The following is a 21,281-nucleotide window of genomic DNA, read 5'->3' on the forward strand; positions in this document are numbered from 1 at the left end:
GTCTTGAGTCCAATGTTCGGGGGCATACGATGATCAACGCCGAATGGGATCGGATCAAAGTGCGCTTGCGCGATGAGGTGGGCGACGCCGCCTATCGGTCGTGGCTGCGCCCGATCACCCTGCATCAAGCCGCCGACGGCATGGTCCGCCTGGGGTTGCCCACCCGTTTCATGCGTGATTGGGTCGCCACCCATTATGGCGAGCGCATCCGGGCGCTGTGGGGGGCGGAGAATCCGGCCTTGCACGCCATCGAGATCGTCGTCGCCAACCGGACTGGGCTGGAACCGGCGCCGGCCGCCGCCGCTGCCGCCGCCAAGGCGGTGGCCAGCAATGTGACGCCGTTGCGTCCGCGCCCGGCGGCGCCTTGCGCCCCGGCGGACGTGGATGAGCTGGGGGCGCAGTTGGACCCCCGCTTCACCTTCAAGAATTTCGTCGTCGGCAAGCCCAACGAATTCGCCCATGCGGCGGCGATACGGGTGGCCGAGGCCAGCGCGGTGTCGTTCAACCCGCTGTTTCTCTATGGCGGCGTCGGCCTGGGCAAGACCCACCTGATGCACGCCATCGCCCATCACATCCGCGAACACAATCCGGCGCGGCGGGTGCTGTATCTATCGGCGGAAAAGTTCATGTACCGCTTCATCCGGGCGCTCAGGTCGCAAGACACCATGTCGTTCAAGGAGCAGTTCCGCTCGGTCGACGTCCTCATGGTCGATGACGTGCAGTTCATCGCCGGCAAGGACGCCACCCAGGAAGAGTTCTTCCACACCTTCAACGCCCTGGTCGACCAGGGTCGCCAGATCGTCATCTCCGCCGATAAAAGCCCGTCCGACCTGGAGGGCATGGAAGACCGGCTGCGCTCGCGCCTGAATTCCGGTCTGGTTGCCGATCTGCATGCCACCACCTACGAGCTGCGCCTGGGCATCTTGCAGTCCAAGGCCGAGCAGATGGGCGCGGTGGTGCCGCAGAAGGTGATGGAATTCCTCGCCCACAAGATCACCAGCAATGTGCGTGAGCTGGAAGGTGCGCTCAATCGCGTCATCGCCCATTCGCAGCTGGTGGGCCGTTCCATCACCCTGGAAAGCACCCAGGACGTGCTGCACGACCTGTTGAAGGCGTCGGACCGCCGCATCACCATTGAAGAAATTCAGAAGCGGGTGGCCGAGCACTTCAACATCAAGCTGGCGGAAATGTCCTCGGCCCGGCGGTCGCGTCAGGTGGCCCGCCCGCGTCAGGTGGCCATGTATCTGGCCAAGCAACTGACCAGCCGGTCGTTGCCGGAAATCGGGCGCAAGTTCGGTGGCCGCGATCACACCACGGTCATGCACGCGGTCAAGAAGATCGAGGAACTGCGGTCTTCCGATCAGGGCTTTTCCGAGGATGTCGAGCTGTTGCGGCGCATGCTGCAAGGGTAAAAGGGCTTTGCCGCCACATTCCCTGTGATATACTGCCGGGCCATTTACGAGGGGTCCGTCCGTCGCCATGAAACTGACCATTGAGCGCGCCCAGCTGCTGAAGTCTCTGGCCCATGTGCAAAGCGTCGTCGAGCGTCGCAACACCATTCCGATCCTGTCCAACGTCAAGCTGGAAGGCCGCCCCGGCAGCCTGAGCCTGAACGCCACCGACATGGACCTGGACATCATCGAGACGGCGCCCGCCGACGTGTCGCGTCCGGGGGCGACCACCGCGCCTGCCCACACCTTCTATGAGATCGTCCGCAAGCTGCCCGACGGATCCCAGGTGGAAATCGAGCACGATGCCGATACCGGCCTGATGACCCTGCGGTCCGGGCGGTCGAAGTTCACGCTGTCGTGCCTGCCGGTCGAGGATTTCCCGGTGCTGTCGGGCGGCGAACTGCCGTTCACCTTCTGCCTGACCGCCGCCGAGTTGAAGGCGCTGGTGGACCGCACCCGCTTCGCTATTTCCACCGAGGAAACCCGCTATTATCTGAACGGCATCTATCTGCACGCGGCGACCACGCCCGGCGGCGAGGTGCTGCGCGCGGTGGCCACCGACGGCCATCGTCTGGCCCGAGTGGAAGTGACCCTGCCGGAAGGCGCCGCCGGCATGCCCGGTGTCATCATTCCGCGCAAGACCGTGCAGGAAATGCGCAAGCTGATCGACGAGACCGAGGGCGAAGTCACCGTGTCGCTGTCGGAAACCAAGCTGCGTTTCGCCTTCGCCGACGCGGTGCTGACCAGCAAGCTGATCGACGGCACCTTCCCCGATTACGAACGGGTCATCCCCGCCGACAACGACAAGCAACTGGACGTGGACGTCAAGTCCTTCGCCCAGGCGGTGGACCGCGTTTCCGCCATTTCCACCGAGAAAAGCCGGGCCATCAAGCTGTCCTTGGAAAAGGGCACGGTGACGCTGTCGGCCTCGAGCCCGGAAAACGGCAGCGCCACCGAGGAAATCGAGGCGCAGTACGAGTCGACGCCGTTGGAAATCGGCTTCAACTCGCGCTACCTGCTCGACATCCTGGGGCAGGTCGAGGGCGACAAGGCCTGCTTCTCCATGGCCGACGCAGCCAGCCCGACCGTGGTGCGCGATGGCGTCAACGCCGGAGCCATCTATGTCCTGATGCCCATGCGGGTGTGACCGGCGACAGCGTGGACCAACCTGAACTGTCGTCGCGTCTGGCGGTGCGCCGCCTGACCTTGACCGACTTTCGCTGTTACGTCCGCATGCGCACGGAAACCGACAGCCGCCCGGTGGTGCTGACCGGCGCCAACGGGGCGGGCAAGACCAATGTGTTGGAGGCTTTGTCTTTCCTGGCCCCGGGTCGGGGCATGCGTCGGGCCGCCTTGGCCGAGGTCGGACGACACGGCAGCCTGTCGCCGGCCTGGGCGGTGGCGGCGGTTCTCGACGGTCCGGCCGGGCAGGTGGAAATCGGTACCGGGCGCGAAGGCGCTTCCGAGCGCCGGACCATCCGCATCGACGGCCAGCCGGCCAAGGCGCGTAATCTGGCCGGTCTGGTTTCAGCCCTGTGGCTGACCCCGGCGATGGATCGGCTGTTCATCGAAGGTGCCGGCGGTCGCAGGCGTTTTCTCGACCGGCTGGTGTTGGGGCAGGATGAAGGTCACGCGGCGCGGTCAGGCGCTTACGAACATGCCATGCGCGAACGCTCGCGGCTGTTGCGGGCCGGCGGTGCCGATGGCAAATGGTTGACGGTGCTGGAAGAGGGCATGGCGCGCCACGGTGTGGCGGTGGCCAAGGCCCGGGTGGCGGCGGTGACGCGTCTGGATGCGGCTTGCCGGTTGGGCATCGGCGCTTTTCCCGCTGCCCATCTCAGCCTGGGCGGCGAGATCGAGGATTGGGCGGCGACCCTGCCCGAGGCCGAGGCCGAGGAGCGTTTCCGCCAAGCTCTGGCGCGGCTGCGTGGGCGTGATACCGCCGCCGGCGGCGCCACCTTGGGGCCGCACCGTTCCGATCTGGCGGTGCGCCATGGCGGCAAGGATATGCCGGCGGGGCAATGCTCGACCGGGGAACAAAAGGCGGTTCTGGTGTCCATCGTCCTGGCCCAGGCCCGTGTGAGGACCGAATTAAGCGGCCTGGCGCCGCTTCTGCTGTTGGACGAGGTGGTGGCGCATCTGGACGAGACGCGCCGTCTCGCCTTGTTCGACGAACTGGCCGGGCTCAATGCCCAAAGCTGGATGACCGGCACCGACGAATCCATGTTCGCCGGTCTGGGTGACAGAGCACAGTTTTTCCGGGTGGCCGATGCCTCGGTCCAACCCGCAACCTAAGGAAGCATCATGACCGAGCCCGTGAACCCCAACCCCACTGCTGAAGAATATGGCGCCGATTCCATCAAGGTATTGCGCGGCCTCGACGCGGTGCGCAAGCGGCCGGGCATGTATATCGGCGACACTGACGACGGCTCGGGCCTGCATCACATGGTCTATGAAGTGGTCGACAACGCCATCGACGAGGCCTTGGCCGGTTACGCCAATCTGGTGGAAGTGGTGCTGAACGCCGACGGCTCGTGCACCGTGCGCGACAACGGGCGCGGCATCCCCACCGACATCCACAAGGAAGAAGGGGTTTCCGCCGCCGAGGTCATCATGACCCAGCTGCATGCCGGCGGTAAGTTCGACCAGAACTCCTATAAGGTGTCGGGCGGTCTGCACGGCGTCGGCGTGTCGGTGGTCAACGCGTTGTCCGAATTCCTCGATCTGCGCATCTGGCGCTCGGGGCACGAGCACACCATGCGGTTCCACATGGGCGACGCGGTGGCGCCGTTGAAGCTGGTCGGCCCGTCCGACAAAAGCGGCACCGAAGTAACCTTCCTGCCCAGCACCACCATCTTCACCAAGACCGAATTCGACTTCGCCACCTTGGAACACCGCCTGCGCGAGCTGGCCTTCCTCAATTCCGGCGTGCGGCTGTGGTTGCGCGACCAACGTCATCCGGAAGAGGTGGTGACCGAGCTGCATTACGAAGGCGGCATCGAGGCCTTCGTCCATTATCTCGACCGCTCGAAGACCGCCTTGCATGCCCCGCCCATCGCCGTGGCGGGCGAAAAGGACGGCATCACCGTGGAAGTGGCGATGGAATGGTGCGACAGCTACCACGAGACCCAGTTGTGCTTCACCAACAACATCCCGCAGCGTGATGGCGGCACCCATCTGGCCGGTTTCCGCGCCGCGCTGACCCGCACCATCAACACCTACGCCAACGAATCGGGCATCGCCAAAAAGGAAAAAGTGGCGCTGAACGGCGACGACATGCGCGAGGGGCTGACCTGCGTGCTGTCGGTCAAGGTGCCTGACCCCAAGTTCAGCAGCCAGACCAAGGACAAGCTGGTCAGCTCGGAAGTGCGCCCGGTGGTGGAGAACGTCGTCGGCGAAAAGCTGGCCGAATGGTTCGAGGAACACCCGCAGGAAGCCCGCAAGGTGGTGACCAAGGTGGTCGAAGCCGCCGCCGCCCGCGAGGCCGCCCGCAAGGCGCGCGAACTGACCCGGCGCAAGGGCGTGCTGGACATCGCCACGCTGCCCGGCAAGCTGGCCGATTGCCAGGAACGCGACCCGGCTTTGTCCGAATTGTTCATCGTCGAGGGTGACTCGGCCGGTGGCTCGGCCAAGCAGGGGCGCAACCGCGCCAATCAGGCGATCTTGCCATTGAAGGGCAAGATCCTGAACGTGGAGCGCGCCCGCTTCGACAAGATGCTGTCCTCGGCGGAAATCGGCACCCTGATCGCCGCCCTGGGTACCGGCATCGGGCGCGAGGATTTCAACGCCGACAAGACCCGTTACCACAAAATCATCATCATGACTGACGCGGACGTCGACGGTTCCCACATCCGCACGCTGCTTTTGACCTTCTTCTTCCGCCAGATGCCGGAAATCATCGAGCGCGGTTATCTGTACATCGCCCAGCCGCCGCTTTATCGGGCCAAGCGCGGCCAATCCGAGGTCTATCTGAAGGACGAGCGGGCGATGGAGGAATATCTCCTCGACGGCGGTCTCAACGACGCGGTGCTGCGCCTGGGCAGCGGCGCCCAGGTGGGCGGCGCCGACCTGCGCGCCTTGGCCGAAACCGCGCGGACCGTGCGCAATCTGGTGACGCCCTTGACCCGGCGTGCGCCCTTGAAGCTGGTGGAACAGGCGGCTATCGCCGGTGCCTTGTCGCCGACGCTGCTGACCGACGCGGTGGCCGGGGCGGCCATGGCGGAAACCCTGGCGGCGCGTCTGAACGGCCTGGAAACCCAGTTGGAACAGGGCTGGCACGGCACGTGGGCGGAAGGCGAGGGGCTGTGCTTTGCCCGCACCTTGCGCGGCGTCACCGAAACCCACACCCTGGACGCCGCCATCATGCGCTCGCAAGAGGCACGCAAACTGGCCGAACTGGCGGTGACCCTGCGCGAAAGCTTCTCCATCGCCGCCAGCCTGCTGGTGAAGGAACGCGAAACCCGCATCGACGGCCCGGTGGCCTTGGTCACGGCGATCATGGAACAGGGCAAGCGCGGCATTTCCATCCAGCGCTATAAAGGCTTGGGGGAAATGAACCCGGAACAGCTGTGGGAAACCACCTTGGACCCGCAGGCGCGGACCTTGCTGCAAGTCAAGGTCGCCCATGTGGACGAGGCGGAAGAGGTGTTCTCGACCCTGATGGGCGACGTGGTCGAACCGCGCCGAGACTTCATCCAGACCAATGCGCTCAAGGTGTCCAATCTGGATGTGTGATATCGGCATAATCGCCGCATGAAAAAGGAGGGTGGCGACACCCTCCTTTTTCTTTACCGCATGGCAAACAATTCCTGATGGAAGCGCCGTTTCACCGCCAAGCCGTGATCCGCGAAATCCTGGCGCAGGGCTTGTCCGAACCCCGCCGGACCGCAAAACCAGATGCTGGCCTCGCGCCAGCCGGGCACCAACTGGCGGATGCGGTCACCGTTCAGGCGGCCATCACGGCCATCGACCAGCACATGCAGGCGGATGCCGGCGGCCTCGGCATCTTGGCTTAGCCGGGCAATGGCCTCGGCATCGTAATCGGCGGTGGTGTGGAACAGGTCGATTTCCTGGCGCTGGTCCGGGCGGCTGGCCGCCAGATGCTGCATGCGGGCGATGAACGGGGTGATGCCGATGCCGCCGCCCACCCAGATTTGCCGCGGGCAAGAATCGTCGAAGGTGAAGCAGCCATAGGGGCCCTCGATCTTGACCTCTTGCCCCACCTTTAGTGTCTGGCGCAGACGTTGGGTGTGGTCGCCCAACTCCTTGACGACGAAGCGGATGCGCGGCGCGGCGGGGTTCCAGGCAGAGGCGATGGTATAGGGATGGGCGCCTTCCGCTGTGTCGGAGGTGGCGAAGGCGAATTGCCCGGCCTTGTGCCCAGGCCAGCCCTGGGGGATGGCGATTTCGGCTTCCAGCACGCGGATGTCGGGGAAGTAATGCAAGGCGGCGATGCTACCCTTGACCTGCCGGTCCACCGCCACCCGGCGCAGCAAGACGATGACGGCCGCCCAACTGCCATAAGCGATCAGGGCCGCCATGATCAGGCCCAGGGGGGTGGTCCAATAGCTGAATTTGGTCAGCACCACCGCATGGAAGGCCAGGGCCAGATAGGCGACGGCCAGCAGGCGATGGGTCTTGAAGAACAGGCGATAGGGGAAGCGCTTGAGCAAGGCCAGCACGATCAGCAAGGCGGCGGCATAAAACACCCATTCGCCGACGCCTTCGGCGAAACCGCGCCAGGCGTTAAAGGTCTGCTCGATGAGCGTGTCGGGGATGGGGCGCGGGCCGCGCTGCGGACGCTCCAGCCAGCCCCAGCCCACCGCCCATTTGGTTCCCTGCGCCCACAGCCAGTGGATGATGGCGGCGACCAGACCGGTGATCCCCAGCCATTTGTGCAGGCGGTACATCTTGTCGAGGCCGCCCAGCCACTTTTCCGGCCAGCGTGGGCGCAGGGCCAGGATCATGGCCACGCTCATGGCCGCCATGGCGATGATACCGCTGTACTGCACCAGAAAGCCGCGCAGGGCGAAATAGCTGTCGGCGCTGAAGATTTGCGGCTCGATGGCCAGCCAGAGGGTGCTGGGCAGCAGCAGCAGGCCCCACAGCGCTAACCGAATGTTCTGCACGTTCCCTCTCCCCGGATTGATGACGTCGAATATTCCGGCGCTGCCGGATATCGGTCACCTTAGGCGACGATTGTAACGCGCCGATGTCGGTGGTCGCTACCTTCGGTAACGGAAGGTTTCAGCGTCAGCATAGAGGGGGGAGGCTGAACCGGGGCTGAACCAAAAAGGCCGCCCGGTGTCAGGCGGCCTTTCATCGCCGTGTCCTGAAAGATTCAGGCGGCCTTGCTGGCGATCACCGTGGTGAAAACCGTGAGGGCGGCATCGTAGACCTCGATCAGGGGGGCGTTACCATCCTGGCTGGCGGCGGCGCGCAATCCCTGGATTTCCGCCTCGGCTTCCTTGGCAGCGGCAAAGGCTCCCTCACCCTTCAGTTCCTTGCTGCCCAGATTGAAAAAATCGTTGGTTCTGACCCGGGCTTCGGCCTGACGCTCGGCGCTGCTGACGCCCTGGCTGGCAACGATAAGGCGGTCGAAAAAGGCTTGGGATTTGCTCATGTCATTCTCCATGGCGCGTCATGTCGTTTATTGCGACAGACACACCGATCAGGCACAACATCATTGTATGCCGTCAATGACAGAGTATACGGTAAATATGCTTAGTACTATTAAATATAATAGTGCCAATTATTTGTATGCTTTGCCACAATTGTCGGAAACTGGACAATTGTTGTGTGGGTTATTTTTTTGGAAATGTGTGTTTTTGATATGTTGATTTTGGTGATTTATTTTTCAGTGATGATCGGCGGATATTTGTGATTTCCCAATTTCCGCAACAGAGCTGAGCCGGGCTTCCGCTCTCCGGTGCTTCCCCAATGAATTGGGCCCCGTTCTCGCGAACGGGGCCCATCCTCAGCTTTTCAGATCTCGAGATTAGGAGGCGGTCGCCCCCGTATTCTTGGCGATGATCTCGTCGGCTACCTGCCTCGGCACCGGTTCATAGCGCGCGAACTCCATGGTGTAGGAGGCGCGGCCCGAGGTCATGCCACGGAGATGGCCGATATAGCCGAACATCTCGGACAGCGGCACGATCGCTTCGACGGCGATGTTGTGGCCGCGCTCCGACTGGCCCTGCACCATGCCGCGACGGCGGTTGATGTCGCCGATGATATCGCCCAGATAATCTTCGGACGAAACCACTTCGACCTTCATCATCGGTTCGAGCAGCACCGGCGCACAACGCTTGATGCCTTCACGGAAGCAGGCCTTGGCGGCGATTTCGAAGGTCAGCGCGTTGGAATCGACGTCGTGATACTTTCCGTCGACCAGGGTCGCGCTGAAATCGATGGTCGGATAACCGGCCAGCACGCCGTCTTCCTTCTGGAGCTCCAGGCCCTTACCCACCGACGGCACGTATTCCTTGGGGACCGAACCGCCAACCGTTTCGTCGATGAACTTGAAGCCCTCACCGCGTTCTTGCGGCGCGAAGGTGATCTTCACTTCGGCGAACTGGCCGGAACCGCCCGTCTGCTTCTTGTGGGTGTAGGTGTGGGTGAAGCTCTGGGTGATGGTTTCGCGATAGGCGACCTGCGGCTTGCCCATGTTGCCTTCGACGCCGAACTCGGTCCGCATGCGGTCGAGGGTGACTTCGAGATGCAATTCGCCCATGCCGCGCAGGATGGTCTGACCGGTTTCACGGTCGGTTTCCAGGCGCAGCGAGGGATCGGCGCGGACCATCTTGCCGAGCGCCATGCCGAACTTCTCTTGGTCGTTCTTGGTCTTCGCCTCGACCGAGACGCTGATCACCGGCTCGGGGAAACGCATGCGTTCCAGGATGACCTGGTTCGAGGTATCGCACAGCGTGTCGCCGGTTTCGGTTTCCGACAACGACACCAGCGCGACGATGTCACCGGCCCGGGCCTCTTCGATCGGATGGGGTTCCTTGGCGAACATTTCGACCATGCGGCCGATCTTCTCGCGCTTGCCGCGGGTCGAGTTCATGACCGAGGCGCCTTTGGTCAGCACGCCGGAATAGACGCGGATGAAGGTCAGCGCGCCATAGGCGTCGTTGATGACCTTGAAGGCCAGGGCGGAGAAGGGCTCGTCGTCCGAGCAGGTGCGTTCGCCATTGGGTTCACCGTCGACATCGACGGTCTTGATCGATTCGACGTCGGTCGGGGCCGGCAGCAGATCGACGACGGCGTCGAGAACCTGCTGAACGCCCTTGTTCTTGTAGGAGGAACCGCAGAGGACGGGGGTGAAGGCGCTGCTGAGGGTGCCCTTGCGGATGCAGGCACGCAGTTGATCCGGGGTCGGGTCTTCGCCGGTCTCCAGATAGGCCTCCATCAAGGCTTCGTCCTGCTCCAGCGCGGTGTCGACCAGTTCCTGGCGGAGCGCCGGAATGGCGGCCAGGCTGTCGAGGTCTTCCTTCACCGTGATGTTGAGTTTCTGGGCGAGGTCGTCGGTGACCGGCCAGACTTCCCACTGGGCGTCCTTGTCGTCGGTGAACCAAACCAGGGCCTTCATCTCGACCAGGTCGACCATGCCGCGGAAATTGTCTTCCGACCCCAGCGGCACTTGGTAAACCAGCGGGCGGGCGCCCAGGCGGTTACGAATCATATCGACGCAACGACGGAAATTGGCGCCGGAGCGGTCCATCTTGTTGACGTAGCAAAGGCGCGGCACGTTGTAATTGTCGGCCAGCCGCCAATTGGTTTCGGATTGCGGCTCGACGCCGGCGACGCCGTCGAACACGACCACCGCACCGTCGAGGACGCGAAGCGAACGGTTCACTTCGATGGTGAAGTCGACGTGGCCGGGGGTGTCGATGACGTTGATCTTCTTGTCACGCCAAAATGCAGAGACGGCGGCGCTCTGGATGGTGATGCCGCGCTTTTGTTCCTGCTCCAGATAGTCGGTCGTGGTCGACGACTTCAGGTCCTTGGTGTCGTGAATGTCGACGATCGTGTGCTTGCGACCGGTGTAATAGAGAATGCGCTCGGTCGTCGTGGTCTTGCCCGCGTCGACGTGAGCGATGATCCCGATGTTGCGGATGTCTTCAAGTGGGGTGGAACGGGCCATAATTATTCCAATGCGTTAAGGTCGAACACGACTCGGTTGGTGCGAAACTTACGGAAATATCTTCCGTTCCACAACCCAGCCGAGGTGGCTAATGCGGATTTAAAGATGGTGCAAGTGGTATTTTGGCGACATGGGGGTGGTGCGCGCTCCGAAATCGTCGCGGATCGAGCCATCTCTTCCGCCAAAGTTACCTAAGTTTTGTTACCCTATATTGACCTCTGAAATGCTCAAGGACCTAGCGAATGAACGCTAAGCCCTTGAAAAGCTTGGTGCCGGTTGCAGGGTTCGAACCCGCGACCCCCTGATTACAAAATCGAGGAACCGAACGATCACCTCATGCCCAAAGGGCATGACCACGAGCTGTGTTCTGCCGCGATCCTATGTATGCATCGGTCGGCTTGCCCCCCATTACCACACTGACCCTATTACCGTCCACCACCATCCCCCGGGGACTAGCCGGGGACCACACTCGGTTAGGGACTGAAAGACCCGCCATGACGAAAGCCGACATGGCGACCATGGCCATGGTCGAGAACGGCCTGAAAGGTCAGGGTTTGCTGCGCACCGGGCTGGTCCACAGCGAAAAATCGCCGTCACACTGCCCGGACCATGGGACGGTGCGTTTCTAGCTGTGGACCGCTTTCGGGGGAGGAAGGGGATGATTAGGGCAGTTTGGGCTTGGTTGGGAAGAAGGGCGTCAGGTCCAGCAGGCTGGCTTCGGCCAGTTCCGGCACCAGGGAGGCGACGGCAGGGCTATGGTCGGCGTCCAGCAGGACGGGATGGCCCCCGTATCGGGTCATCATCTCGGACAGGTGGCGGTGACGCTGTCGGTAGCCAATGACCATGCCAGCCTGCCCATCGCCTACCGCCTCTATCTGCCCGAGGGCTGGGCATCGGACCCGGCGCGGCGCCACAGGGCGGGCGTGCCCGACGACGTCACATTCCGCACCAAGCCGCAGATCGCCCTGGAGCAGGTCCGCGCTGCCCTGGCCGAGGGCGTGGCGCCGGGAGTGGTGCTGGCCGATGCCGGATACGGCGTTGATACGTAAGCGACAAGCTGACCGCACATTGATCGGGTTGTCGGCATCTGGCTGAATCGCCTCCCAGAGAGGGAGGATACGGTGGATTGTTACCCAAGTAATTTGCAAATTACTGAGCAAACTTGCCGTCGTGCCGAGGTTCTGACCGGCCCGGAGCGGCGTCGGCGCTGGACGCCTGAGCAGAAAGCGCGGATCGTTGCAGAGAGCCTGACGCCGAATGCGATGGTCAATGCGGTGGCGCGGCGGCATGGCCTGCATCCGAACCAACTGTCCAGCTGGCGGCGAGAATTTCGGTCGGCGATGGGGGTGTCGGAGCCGCTGTCCGCTTTCGTGCCGATTACGGTGACGGCGGCGCCGGAGGCGATCGTCGCCGCACCGCCGAGTGGGCCGATCGAAATTGTCATAGGTGTGGCGACAGTGCGGGTTCCGCCCCTGACCGATGAGGCAACGCTGCGCCGCGTGCTGGGCGCGGTTCGGAGCGTGGCGTGATCTCCGCGCGGACCGGGGTCCGGAGAGCTCGCTTCCCTCTTTTGACGGTGGGTGCCGTCAACTGCATCCCGCAACGTTCCACGGCCCTTTCCCCAGCAAGATACACAGGCAGGCCTTGATCCTCATGGCGATCCCTGGTTCCCCCGGTTTCCGCGTACAGAGAGAGGCTGGCCGCCTGCTCCTGAGTGGGCCCGGATACCTTGCCCATGTGCAGGCCGGGGGCGGGGAAACCGGGGAAACCGGGGAAACCGGGGAAGCTCAAATGGCGCCAGCACAGCAGCCTCTTCCACCCGGGGGAAGGTCCGTGGAAATTCCTGGGGTGACGGTCAATATCCATCTTGACGGAGCTACGAGGTGCGTGCTTTAATGAATACGCAGCATTAAGATCGTTGCTTGAGCGACCAGATGTGTGCGTGGTTGGGCACCCTATTCTATTGGACGGCTGTCATCTCGCCAGTGGCGCCTTTGGCAAAGCTGGTGCGAACCCGAAAAAGATCCTTGCCGCCCCCCAAGCAACATCGTCAGCGGTGATCCCAGAGATCACACAGGTTTCGATCCGAGTGCAGCTTCTAGCCGCCGGCAATGCCGAGCGGACGATGGAACTCGACGGCAAGGATCACACATGCACAATCTCATCCCCACCGACATCACCCAGGCCATTACGCCTGCCGGCTTCACCGTCGCCTGTGACGGTGTTTACTACGATAAAAGCCGCATCACAGCGACCCCGACCATCGCTCTGGCAAGGGGGCGAGACTTCGCCAGCGAGAGTTGGACCCTGTTGGTCGCGCACCTGAACCCGGACGGCATCTGGAAGACCCACCAGATTCCCTTTATCAGTTGGCTGAACCAACGCGAGTACGTGAGCCAGTTGGCCAACGGCGGCTTGATCATCGCCCCGGGCTCTCAAGGAATCTTTGCCTCCTATCTTGTGCAATGCGCTGCACTCGACGACCTGCCCATCGTGCGGATCATGGACCGTCTGGGTTTGTTCAGCCATCCTGGCGCCAATGGCGAGGAGCGCCTCGGCTTCCTGCTGCCCGGAATTACACTTTACCCGAACGCCAGTGAGGCCGAACAGGTTGGACCCATCTTGTTCCAGCCGAAGATTACAACCCCTGCCCATAAAGCGTACGAACAGGCAGGCACTCTCGAAGAGTGGAAGGCCCACATCGCTGGTATGAAGGGCAACACAGGTCTGGTCCTGGCGTGCGTGGCGTCTCTCGGCGCTCCCTTTCTCAATGCTGCCGGGATCGATAACTTCGGCCTCAACCTGTATGGACCATCCTCCACCGGCAAAACCCTTGCCCTGCAAGGCTTCGCTTCGGTGTGGGGATGTGGATCCGACCCCCAGTATGGCGCTGGTCGCGCAGGGCTGATCGAGCGATGGAACAGCACAGCAAACGGCATGGAAGCGATGATGGCAGCCTACAACGGCATGGGCATGGCCATCGACGAACTGGGCTCCAACGTGGAAGCGGCCATCAGCATCTACAATTGCGTGGGCGGTCAAGGCAAGTTCCGCATGACCGAAACCGGGGAAGCACGGAAACAACACAAGTGGTCGACCCTGGTGCTGTCGTCTGGAGAGATCGGCATGGCGGAACGTATCCAGGAGGTGGAGCAGCGCACGGCCAAGACAGGCGAACTGATCCGTATGCTGGACGTCCCCGTGGGGGAGCTTCCCATCAGGGATAATCTCTCAGCAGATGAGCGGCGCACCCATGCTGAAGCCCTCAAGCAAAATCTGGGGAAGTGCTATGGCAGTGCCGGTCCGGCCTTCGCCCAAGAGATGCTGACGGCTTTCCAGACCAAGAAAACGCTCGAACAACACTTCGCCGATGATGTGAAGCACTACCACGAACTGCTTTTGGCTGATTTGGCTGAAAAAGGGTTCACCCTTACCCCAGCCACCAAACGCGCACTCCGCCGCTTCGGCTTTCTCTGCGGTGTTGGCCTTACCGCCATCGCCCTGGACATTCTGCCCTTAACGAACGACGAGTTCGTGATGGCACTGACCGATACCGTCGAAGCGTGGCTGACCAATATGCCGCGAGAATCGGACGAAGAGACGGTATTAGAGGGATTGCGCGACTTCGTTCTTCGGTACCGTAGCCAGATCATCAGCACCGATGCGCCGGCAGGGCAACCCAGGCGTGCTAACATGCCCCGTCGCGGCTTGTTGCATCGTGGCTTGCTGCTGCTGGACGAAGTTGGTATGCGCGAAGCGTGCGGAAACACCCCCATCAATCAAGCTGCCAAGGTCATCCGGTCACACGGAATGTTGAGGACAGAAGCCCGCGACAAACTCACCTACCGGGTGACTATCGCAAGCATGAACATCACCAAGGGCAGGTTCTATGCTATCGACTATGGCCGCCTGATGGGTGCAAACCAGGCAGAAACAGAGGTGGCTGCGTAGATCATGGCGCGCGGAAGGCCCTATCGGGGCCTTCCACCTCACCAATTACGCCATGCCGTCAACTTTGGCGAGGCCGGTGCCCCTCCGTCAGCGACATGTAGAAAGCAGACGTTTAGCCGCGGAGAGAATGATGCTCGCCGTTGCGTGCTTTGGCCAAGCCGATGTGGCTGGGACGGACGGTCTTAGAGCGGTTTCACGCCGAGCGGAATCGGTAGAGGATTCCCCCTGAGGTCATTTTGTGATTCAACATCTTCGGTAACAACGCTCCCGAGGATGATGCGATGACGTGGCGCTCAGGGCAGTCCTATTCTCAGGACTTGCGCGATAGAGTTTTGGCGGCTGTGGACAGCGGCATGAGCGCCTACGAGGTGGCGCCGCTGTTCCGGGTGAGCGTTTCGTACATCTACAAGGCCCAAGGCCGCCGCCGGGCCACCGGCGAGACGACGGTGAAGCCACGGCCTGGGCGGCCAGGACAGAAGCTGGCGGCTCACCTTGAGGCGTTGCAGGCGCAGATCAAGGTCGAGCCCGATGCCACGCTGGCTGAGTTGCGCGCCTGGGTTCTGGCCGAATTGGGCGTGTCGATCAGCGTCGGCGGCCTGTGGAACACGCTTGAGCGGCTCGACCTCAGTCTGAAAAAAAGAGTGCGCATGCTGCCGAGCAGGAACGTCCCGACGTAGCCGAAGGACGCATCGCCTGGCGAGCCGAGCAGCCGGCGCTGGACCCAACCCGCTTGGTCTTCCTTGATGAAACCGGGGCATCGACCAACATGACCCGGCGCTACGGACGGGCGCCGCGCGGTCAGCGGCTGCTGGCTGCGGTGCCGCACGGTCATTGGAAAATGACCACCTTCGTCGGGGCGCTCCGGCATGACGGAATCTCCGCCCCCTTCGTCATCGACAAGGCGATGAATGGCGCGATCTTCCTGGCCTATGTCGAGCAGGTCCTGGCTCCGACCTTGCGGCCCGGCGACATCGTCGTAATGGACAATCTGCCCGCCCACAAGGTGGCAGGGGTCAAGCAACTCATCGAAGCCCGAGGGGCCACCCTGCGGTATCTGCCGCCCTACTCCCCAGACCTCAATCCCATCGAGCTCGCCTTCGCCAAGCTCAAGAGCCTGCTGCGAAAGGCGCAAGCCCGCACCATCAACACCTTATGGGACGTGATCGGAAAACTCATCGACCTGTTTCCGCCCGAGGAATGCGCCAATTTCTTCGCCCACGACGGATATGGACGCTCGATGTGAAAATGCTCTAGACGGCAGCCCCAGCACCCGTCGGCGCTGGGGCTCCATGTGATGTGGCGGTCTGGTCCTGCGTGCCTCTCGCGTCGGCCGACGGTCGGGCCCGGGACTGCCAACGGCCTGTTTCAGGCGTCTTGTCGTTCTCGGTTCCGACCTCGCCGGGCGGCCTCGCCCAGCAAGGCCAGGATGCGCTCGACCGGTGCGCCATCCATCAGCCCGCCCAGGGCGGCAACGGCCTCTTCGACGTACTCCCGCTCGACCATAGCCCCGCAATGCCCGTGGTGCGCCGCCGCACCCAGGACGCCCTGTGCGACAAAGTGGCTGACCACGACCACCGGGCCGGTCGGTGTTGCCGCGCGGCGCACCTCAGGTCCGCCGGACAAGACGGCGGCGAAGTCGATGACGGTGACGCGGGGGGAGACGCCGGGGTCGCAGCACTTCGCCGCAAGCATAGCGATGGGCGGGGCGGCATCGCTGCCGTCCGGTGTGGGGGTGGTCATGGCTTGGCTCCAGAAAAGCAAAAGCCCCACCGGTGTGAAACCGGTAGGGCTGATTGGATCAATGGTCATCAGGCGGTTCTGGCGCCTGGATCATGGGAATCTTAAGGGTCTGATGCGGGCGGGCGTTACCCCATTTTGCTGGTATCGGCGGTCAGGTGATCCGCTGGTTCCTCAACTTGGTGATCGCTTTGCTCAGGTCATCCAAATTCCATCAGGCGCGCCCACGGCTCCAATAGTTCGCTTCAGGGACAGTGTGGGCTGCTCGCCAAAACGCCCTTGATCTCGGCGAACAGACGCCTGACCGACGCGGTCTTGTTCAGGAAAATGTTGGCACCGGCTTCGAGCGCACGCCTTTCTGCGCTACCTGTGACCGCGGTCAGCATGACGATCGGCACGTTCGGATCGAGCCCGACGACCGCTCCTGAGCGGATCACCCGCGTGCAATCAAATCCGTTCATACCGGGCATCATCCAGTCCATCACGACGACATCGACGTTGCCGCCCTGCAGGGCCGAAACCGCCGCGTCGCCATCGCCGACCTCTATGATGTCGGTGATCTCGAGCATCTCAAGGACTGTCCTGATGATGATCCGCATCTGCTCGTCGTCCTCGACGACGACGGCGCGGCGGCCCGCTCCAGCCATTGTCACCGCGCGGCCGCGAGCCCCAAAACCTTGGCCACGCCGGCATTCAGGCTTCTGAGGGAGAACGGCTTCTCCATGAAATGGTCGACTCCAGCCGCATAGGCGGCAGCCTCGGACTCCTTGCCGCCCATGGATGTTAGCAGGACGATCGGCAGTCGGGGGTTGATCCCGTCGATCCCCGCCCGAATGCGTCGGGCGCATTCGAGCCCGTCCATTACCTCCATCTTCCAGTCCATGATGACGATGTCGGCGCCGCCGTCCCTGAGCGCGGCCAATGCCTCCTCGCCGTTGCCGGCTTCGGCGATGTCGTCGATTCCGAAGCTGTTCAGTGCGATGTGGACCAGATCCCGGATCTGGCGAATGTCCTCAACGATCACAGCCCGCTTCAAAGCCATATCACTGTCCTCCTTCACTGTTCATTGCTGTCTATGGCGGCACGAATGGCACCGAGCGTGGGCACCAGAGTGGCCTCCAGGCGGTCAACTTGCTCGGCCACGCCAGCTGTTTCGCCGCCATCGATCGCCGCCTCGATCGCTGCGGCTAATACTTGGACCTCGCCGGCATCGATCATCGCAGCCGCGCCCTTCAATGAGTGGGCTAGGCGGCTGGACCACTCCCGGTCGCCCTTGCCCAAGGAGCGACGCAGCCGCTCGACCACATCGGCCTGCTGGTCGGCAAAACTGCGCAGGGAACGAAGGTACAGCGCCCGCAGTCCCGCCACCCGGCGCAATCCGGCCCGGACGTTGAGGCCGGCAATGGAGGATGGGATGTGCAGACCGCCACCCACCTGTGACCGGGTGGACGGCGTGTTGGCGAGCTCCCCATCGCCGACGCCAGTCACCCATTTCTGAATGATCGCATAGAGCTGGTCCGGGTCGAACGGCTTAGTGATAAAGTCATCCATGCCGGCGTCGTGGCATTGTCTCCGGTGTTGTCCCATGGCGTTGGCGGTCATGGCAATGATGGGAAGCTCGGCGAAGCGGGGCTGCGCCCTTAGCCGGGACGTCGCCTCCAGGCCGTCCATCACCGGCATATGCATGTCCATCAGAACGATCTCGTAGCCGGGGTGGTCCTCGACCATGGAAATGGCGGTAGCGCCGTCGCCTGCGATATCGACCGCCATACCCGCCGCCTCCAGTAGCCCCTTGGCCACGATTTGGTTGGTGGCGTCGTCTTCGACCAGCAGCACTTTGGTCCCGCCCAGAATGGCGAAGTCAGTGCCAAGGACGCCGGACGATGGGCCCCCCGGCTCGGCGGCCAAGTCTTCCTCGCTGCTGGCTTCCACTCGCACCGTGAACCAGAAGGTGCTGCCTTGGCCGGGGGCACTGCTCACCCCGACGGTGCCGCCCATCAGGATGGCCAGCTGCTTGGTGATGGCTAGTCCGAGGCCGGTGCCCCCGAAACGGCGGGTGGTCGAACTGTCGGCCTGCTGGAACGACTGGAACAGCCCTGCCTGCTGCTCCGCTGTGAGGCCGATGCCAGTGTCGCTCACCGACACCCGCAGCATGATGCCTGCGGCGTTCTCCTCTTCCATCTCCACGCTGATGGTGATCCGGCCAGCTTCGGTGAACTTGACTGCGTTGTTGACGTAGTTGAGCAGCATCTGGCCAAGCCGCAACGCATCGCCGACGAGGCAGCGAGGCAGCGCCCGTTCGATCTGAAAGAAGATCTTCAGGCCCTTCGCCTTAGCCCGGTCGGCGACCACGGCGACGGTGTCGTCGAGCAGGCGCTGAAGGTCAAACACGCCGCGATCGATCACCAACTGCCCGGCCTCGATCTTCGAGAAATCGAGTACATCGTTGATAATCCCCATTAGGCGCTGCGCCGAGCGCTGGATCGTCTCGATGTTTTCGCGCTGACGTGGCGGGAGTTCGGCTGCAAGGGCCAGATGGGTCATGCCGATGATGCCGTTCATCGGTGTGCGGATTTCGTGGCTCATATTGGCAAGAAAGCGGGATTTCGCCTCTGAACTCTCGGCAAGTTGGGTGTTGAGCACGCGGATAGTGCGCATTTGCCGCAAAACCACGTCGTTCAGGGCGGTGCGCAGCGACCGGGCGATATCGATCTTCCATTGCGGCCAGGGCCGGGAATGGCCGCGCTGCTCAGTGACCCAGCGGGCGAAAGACTCGCGGGGAAAATAGTTGCCAGATTGCTTCTGACGGTCGACGTCGCTGGGTGTGGCGCCGGCCCACACTTTGACCAGAACTTGTTCCGGGCGGAACCACAGGATCATGTCCTGGCCAGCGTCTCCCACTGCGATGGCCAAGACGCCGCTGGCGGTCGCGGTGTAGGCGGTGAACTCTTCCACTTCCATTGAGATGCACTGGCTGGCGAAGACCCCATCGACCGCATTGTCCTTGCAATAGCGGGCGAGGCGGGAGATGGCATCCTCCGGTGGGGCGTCCCCGACGGCGAGTATTTTTGTCGGAACGCTGTGGTCTTCCTCATAGATCACCGCAGCACCGCTGGAGGCGAAGAATACGTCAGTGAGCCTAACCGCCCCGTTTAACAGCGGCGTAATGAAATTTTCGGCACCGGCTATCTGCTCTAAAAGCCGGGCGTGCAACGCCACATGAACGGCGCGCGCTTCCTTTTCATCTATGGTTTCTGTGGCACGAAGGCGCATGCTAAAGGCGTCGGTCAGCATCTCGACTAGCGGCCGAATCCAGATAGCCACCCGATGCGGGGCGCGGTGGTGCCCAACGATCAGGCCCCAGAGGTGCCCACCGTCGATGACCGAGGTCGACATGGATCCGTTGACGCCAAGGTTCTTTTGGTAGAGGCGGTGGATGGGAGAGAGGCTGCGGCAGTGGCACCGGCCGAGGTCGAATGGCCGGCCGTTTTCGGGATCCACCGCCGGCACCATATCGACCGGAACATAATCTCGGTCCGGTGCCAGCCTGGGCGGCGCCTCCAAATAGAGGGCACGGGCCTGAGGCGGAATGTCGGCGGCCGGGAAATGAAACGCTAGGAACTCTTCGTCCCAATCGGCGACCTTGCTCTCGCCGACCACCTCGCCATGACCCTCTTGGTCGAAGCGGTAGACCAGGATTCGCTCGAAGCCGGTTATCCGACGAACCCCGTCGGCGACCAGCTTGGCCAAGGTTTCTAGCGTGGCGGCATCGCGGATCTCCGCGACAACCCGCTGGACAAAGGCGAGAAATTCCTCGAACTTGGCGCCCTCGGCGAGGACATCCACCGCCAGATGGGGTTCGATCTCGCAGAACACCCGATCCCCTTTGCGATGCACACTCACCCGCGCCCCGAAGGGGGGCAGCGCCCCACCTGGAAGCGACAGGGAGAGGTCAGCCGCGTGGAGTCCTTCGCCCCCCCAGCGACGGATGTTGGCGCATATCTCAACCGGCAGGCAATCATCCAGCGGCATGCCGGCCGTGGCGGGCCATCCCGTCAGGGCTGTGAAATTGGCGCTAGCCGCAAGGATAGTCAGATCGGCAGAGCGCAGACACAACAGGGCGCAATGGGGCTGGATCTGTCCTGGCGCATGAATGGCTTCCTGCTCGCAGCGATCGGTTCGCTCAACGTTGGAAACAGTCATCGACTACCCCTGTGAATACAGTGCGGTTTGTCCACGGCCTCAAGACCAGCAAGCTGTGCGCCAATAGCAGAGAAAGTGGCAATGGCGGCCGACTCGGCTTCGCGGATCGCCACGTTGTCGTCGACTATCCGCGCCAGCACCGTGCGAAACCGGATCCATTGCCCCCCGACGTCGTCACCATAGGGACTGTAGAAGGCGAGCGCCTCGGCGATGTCTTCACCGAAGTGCTCCACCAGCCGCCGTCGGATGACCTGACCGCCGAGGATCGATCCTTCGATCACGTAGAAGGCCCCGATGCGGGATGCCGACGATGGGTAGGCGGGTATCGGAACGGATGGCGGGAAGATTCCTGCGCCGCCGCTCAGCCGGACGAGACCGGAGACCAACAATGGTGAGCGGGGGCAATAGCCGATTGCAACGGCCTCGGGGGTCCCGGCCAGCGCTGCCTCGAGCGGCTCATGGACGGCCAGCAGGCTGCGGAACAGCGCGGCTAGCTCATCACGGCGGTAATCGTCGGCGAACAGGCGGGCGAGCCGCGGCAAACGCTCCATCGCTTCGTGGGCACTTCGGGTGGCAGAGCGAAGTTGCAGCCAAGCATCCATGTGCAACCTAGGCAGTAGTTTTGATGGAGCGTTGCAGGCTACCACTCCCCAGTGACGAGCGCAGATCATACGGCGAGGCCCTCGGCCTGGCAATAGACCTTTGTCAGCCGTCCTGCTCTCAAAAACTAGAACTAAAGGTGTTTAGTGCGAGATACCCACCGCCATTTGGGATGGCGAATGTGCAATGCCCCT

General features: G+C 62.7%; 16 protein-coding genes and 1 pseudogene. 9 read left to right on the forward strand and 8 right to left on the reverse strand.

Annotated elements, in window-relative coordinates; genetic code table 11:
- Nucleotides 1-29: 29 nt before the first annotated feature.
- From dnaA to gyrB, 4 genes are all read left to right on the forward strand, one after another.
- The gene (dnaA, locus tag MGMSRV2_RS00005) at nt 30-1,412 is read left to right on the forward strand and encodes a chromosomal replication initiator protein DnaA (RefSeq protein ID WP_024078262.1); all 1,383 of its coding nucleotides are present in this window, start codon (nt 30-32) and stop codon (nt 1,410-1,412) included.
- Between the two features lie 67 nt (nt 1,413-1,479).
- Nucleotides 1,480-2,598 carry a DNA polymerase III subunit beta gene (dnaN, locus tag MGMSRV2_RS00010; protein ID WP_024078263.1) on the forward strand — a complete coding sequence of 373 codons (1,119 nt, stop codon included), beginning with the start codon at nt 1,480-1,482 and terminating at the stop codon, nt 2,596-2,598.
- A gap of 11 nt (nt 2,599-2,609) precedes the next feature.
- A complete protein-coding gene (gene recF, locus MGMSRV2_RS00015) occupies nt 2,610-3,746 on the forward strand; it encodes a DNA replication/repair protein RecF (RefSeq protein ID WP_041633857.1) in 1,137 nt (378 codons plus the stop codon).
- Between the two features lie 9 nt (nt 3,747-3,755).
- Nucleotides 3,756-6,185 (forward strand): DNA topoisomerase (ATP-hydrolyzing) subunit B, encoded by a 2,430-nt coding sequence (gyrB, locus tag MGMSRV2_RS00020; RefSeq protein ID WP_024078265.1) that lies wholly within the window; start codon nt 3,756-3,758, stop codon nt 6,183-6,185.
- Nucleotides 6,186-6,238: 53 nt separating this feature from the next.
- Here the strand turns inward: gyrB and MGMSRV2_RS00025 are convergent, their stop codons facing one another.
- The 3 genes from MGMSRV2_RS00025 to fusA form a co-directional block, all read right to left on the reverse strand.
- Nucleotides 6,239-7,579, reverse strand: a complete 1,341-nt coding sequence (locus tag MGMSRV2_RS00025) for a ferredoxin reductase family protein (protein WP_024078266.1) — start codon at nt 7,577-7,579, stop codon at nt 6,239-6,241.
- Nucleotides 7,580-7,791: 212 nt separating this feature from the next.
- On the reverse strand, nt 7,792-8,073 hold the full coding sequence (locus tag MGMSRV2_RS00030) for a hypothetical protein (RefSeq protein ID WP_024078267.1): 282 nt from the start codon (nt 8,071-8,073) through the stop codon (nt 7,792-7,794).
- 375 nt (nt 8,074-8,448) lie between these two features.
- Nucleotides 8,449-10,596, reverse strand: a complete 2,148-nt coding sequence (gene fusA, locus MGMSRV2_RS00035; RefSeq protein ID WP_024078269.1) for an elongation factor G — start codon at nt 10,594-10,596, stop codon at nt 8,449-8,451.
- Between the two features lie 494 nt (nt 10,597-11,090).
- Between fusA and MGMSRV2_RS22110 the strand changes: the two genes are divergently transcribed.
- The 5 genes and pseudogenes from MGMSRV2_RS22110 to MGMSRV2_RS00055 all read left to right on the forward strand — a co-directional run bounded on the left by MGMSRV2_RS22110 (nt 11,091) and on the right by MGMSRV2_RS00055 (nt 15,790).
- A complete protein-coding gene (locus MGMSRV2_RS22110) occupies nt 11,091-11,225 on the forward strand; it encodes a hypothetical protein (RefSeq protein WP_277911489.1) in 135 nt (44 codons plus the stop codon).
- A 117-nt stretch (nt 11,226-11,342) separates the two neighbouring features.
- Nucleotides 11,343-11,642 (forward strand): annotated as a pseudogene (locus MGMSRV2_RS00040) (transposase); the annotation flags it as partial.
- Between the two features lie 102 nt (nt 11,643-11,744).
- Complete coding sequence (gene tnpA, locus MGMSRV2_RS22115; protein WP_277911722.1) at nt 11,745-12,125, forward strand: IS66-like element accessory protein TnpA; 381 nt, start codon at nt 11,745-11,747, stop codon at nt 12,123-12,125.
- Between the two features lie 622 nt (nt 12,126-12,747).
- Nucleotides 12,748-14,547: a DUF927 domain-containing protein gene (locus tag MGMSRV2_RS00050; protein WP_024078274.1), complete on the forward strand. Its 1,800-nt coding sequence runs from the start codon at nt 12,748-12,750 to the stop codon at nt 14,545-14,547.
- 281 nt (nt 14,548-14,828) lie between these two features.
- Nucleotides 14,829-15,790 (forward strand): IS630 family transposase gene (locus MGMSRV2_RS00055; RefSeq protein ID WP_144084247.1). Its coding sequence is split into 2 segments (ribosomal slippage): nt 14,829-15,177 and nt 15,177-15,790, totalling 963 coding nucleotides; the frame shifts between segments, so codons are not numbered across the junction.
- A 122-nt stretch (nt 15,791-15,912) separates the two neighbouring features.
- On the opposite strand, the gene MGMSRV2_RS00060 is transcribed toward MGMSRV2_RS00055, so the two are convergent.
- From MGMSRV2_RS00060 to MGMSRV2_RS00080, 5 genes are all read right to left on the reverse strand, one after another.
- Nucleotides 15,913-16,356, reverse strand: a complete 444-nt coding sequence (locus MGMSRV2_RS00060; RefSeq protein ID WP_041633351.1) for a hypothetical protein — start codon at nt 16,354-16,356, stop codon at nt 15,913-15,915.
- 173 nt (nt 16,357-16,529) lie between these two features.
- Entirely contained in the window at nt 16,530-16,931 is a 402-nt protein-coding gene (locus MGMSRV2_RS00065; protein ID WP_041633353.1) for a response regulator, read from the reverse strand.
- A 2-nt stretch (nt 16,932-16,933) separates the two neighbouring features.
- Nucleotides 16,934-17,326, reverse strand: a complete 393-nt coding sequence (locus MGMSRV2_RS00070; RefSeq protein ID WP_144084248.1) for a response regulator — start codon at nt 17,324-17,326, stop codon at nt 16,934-16,936.
- A gap of 14 nt (nt 17,327-17,340) precedes the next feature.
- Nucleotides 17,341-20,487 carry an ATP-binding protein gene (locus tag MGMSRV2_RS00075; protein WP_024078280.1) on the reverse strand — a complete coding sequence of 1,049 codons (3,147 nt, stop codon included), beginning with the start codon at nt 20,485-20,487 and terminating at the stop codon, nt 17,341-17,343.
- The gene (locus MGMSRV2_RS00080; protein ID WP_024078281.1) at nt 20,484-21,089 is read right to left on the reverse strand and encodes a biliverdin-producing heme oxygenase; all 606 of its coding nucleotides are present in this window, start codon (nt 21,087-21,089) and stop codon (nt 20,484-20,486) included. Before MGMSRV2_RS00080 ends, MGMSRV2_RS00075 begins: the two co-directional genes overlap by 4 nt.
- Between the last annotated feature and the right edge of the window lie 192 nt (nt 21,090-21,281).

This window comes from Magnetospirillum gryphiswaldense MSR-1 v2 (assembly GCF_000513295.1).
GTDB lineage: Bacteria > Pseudomonadota > Alphaproteobacteria > Rhodospirillales > Magnetospirillaceae > Magnetospirillum > Magnetospirillum gryphiswaldense.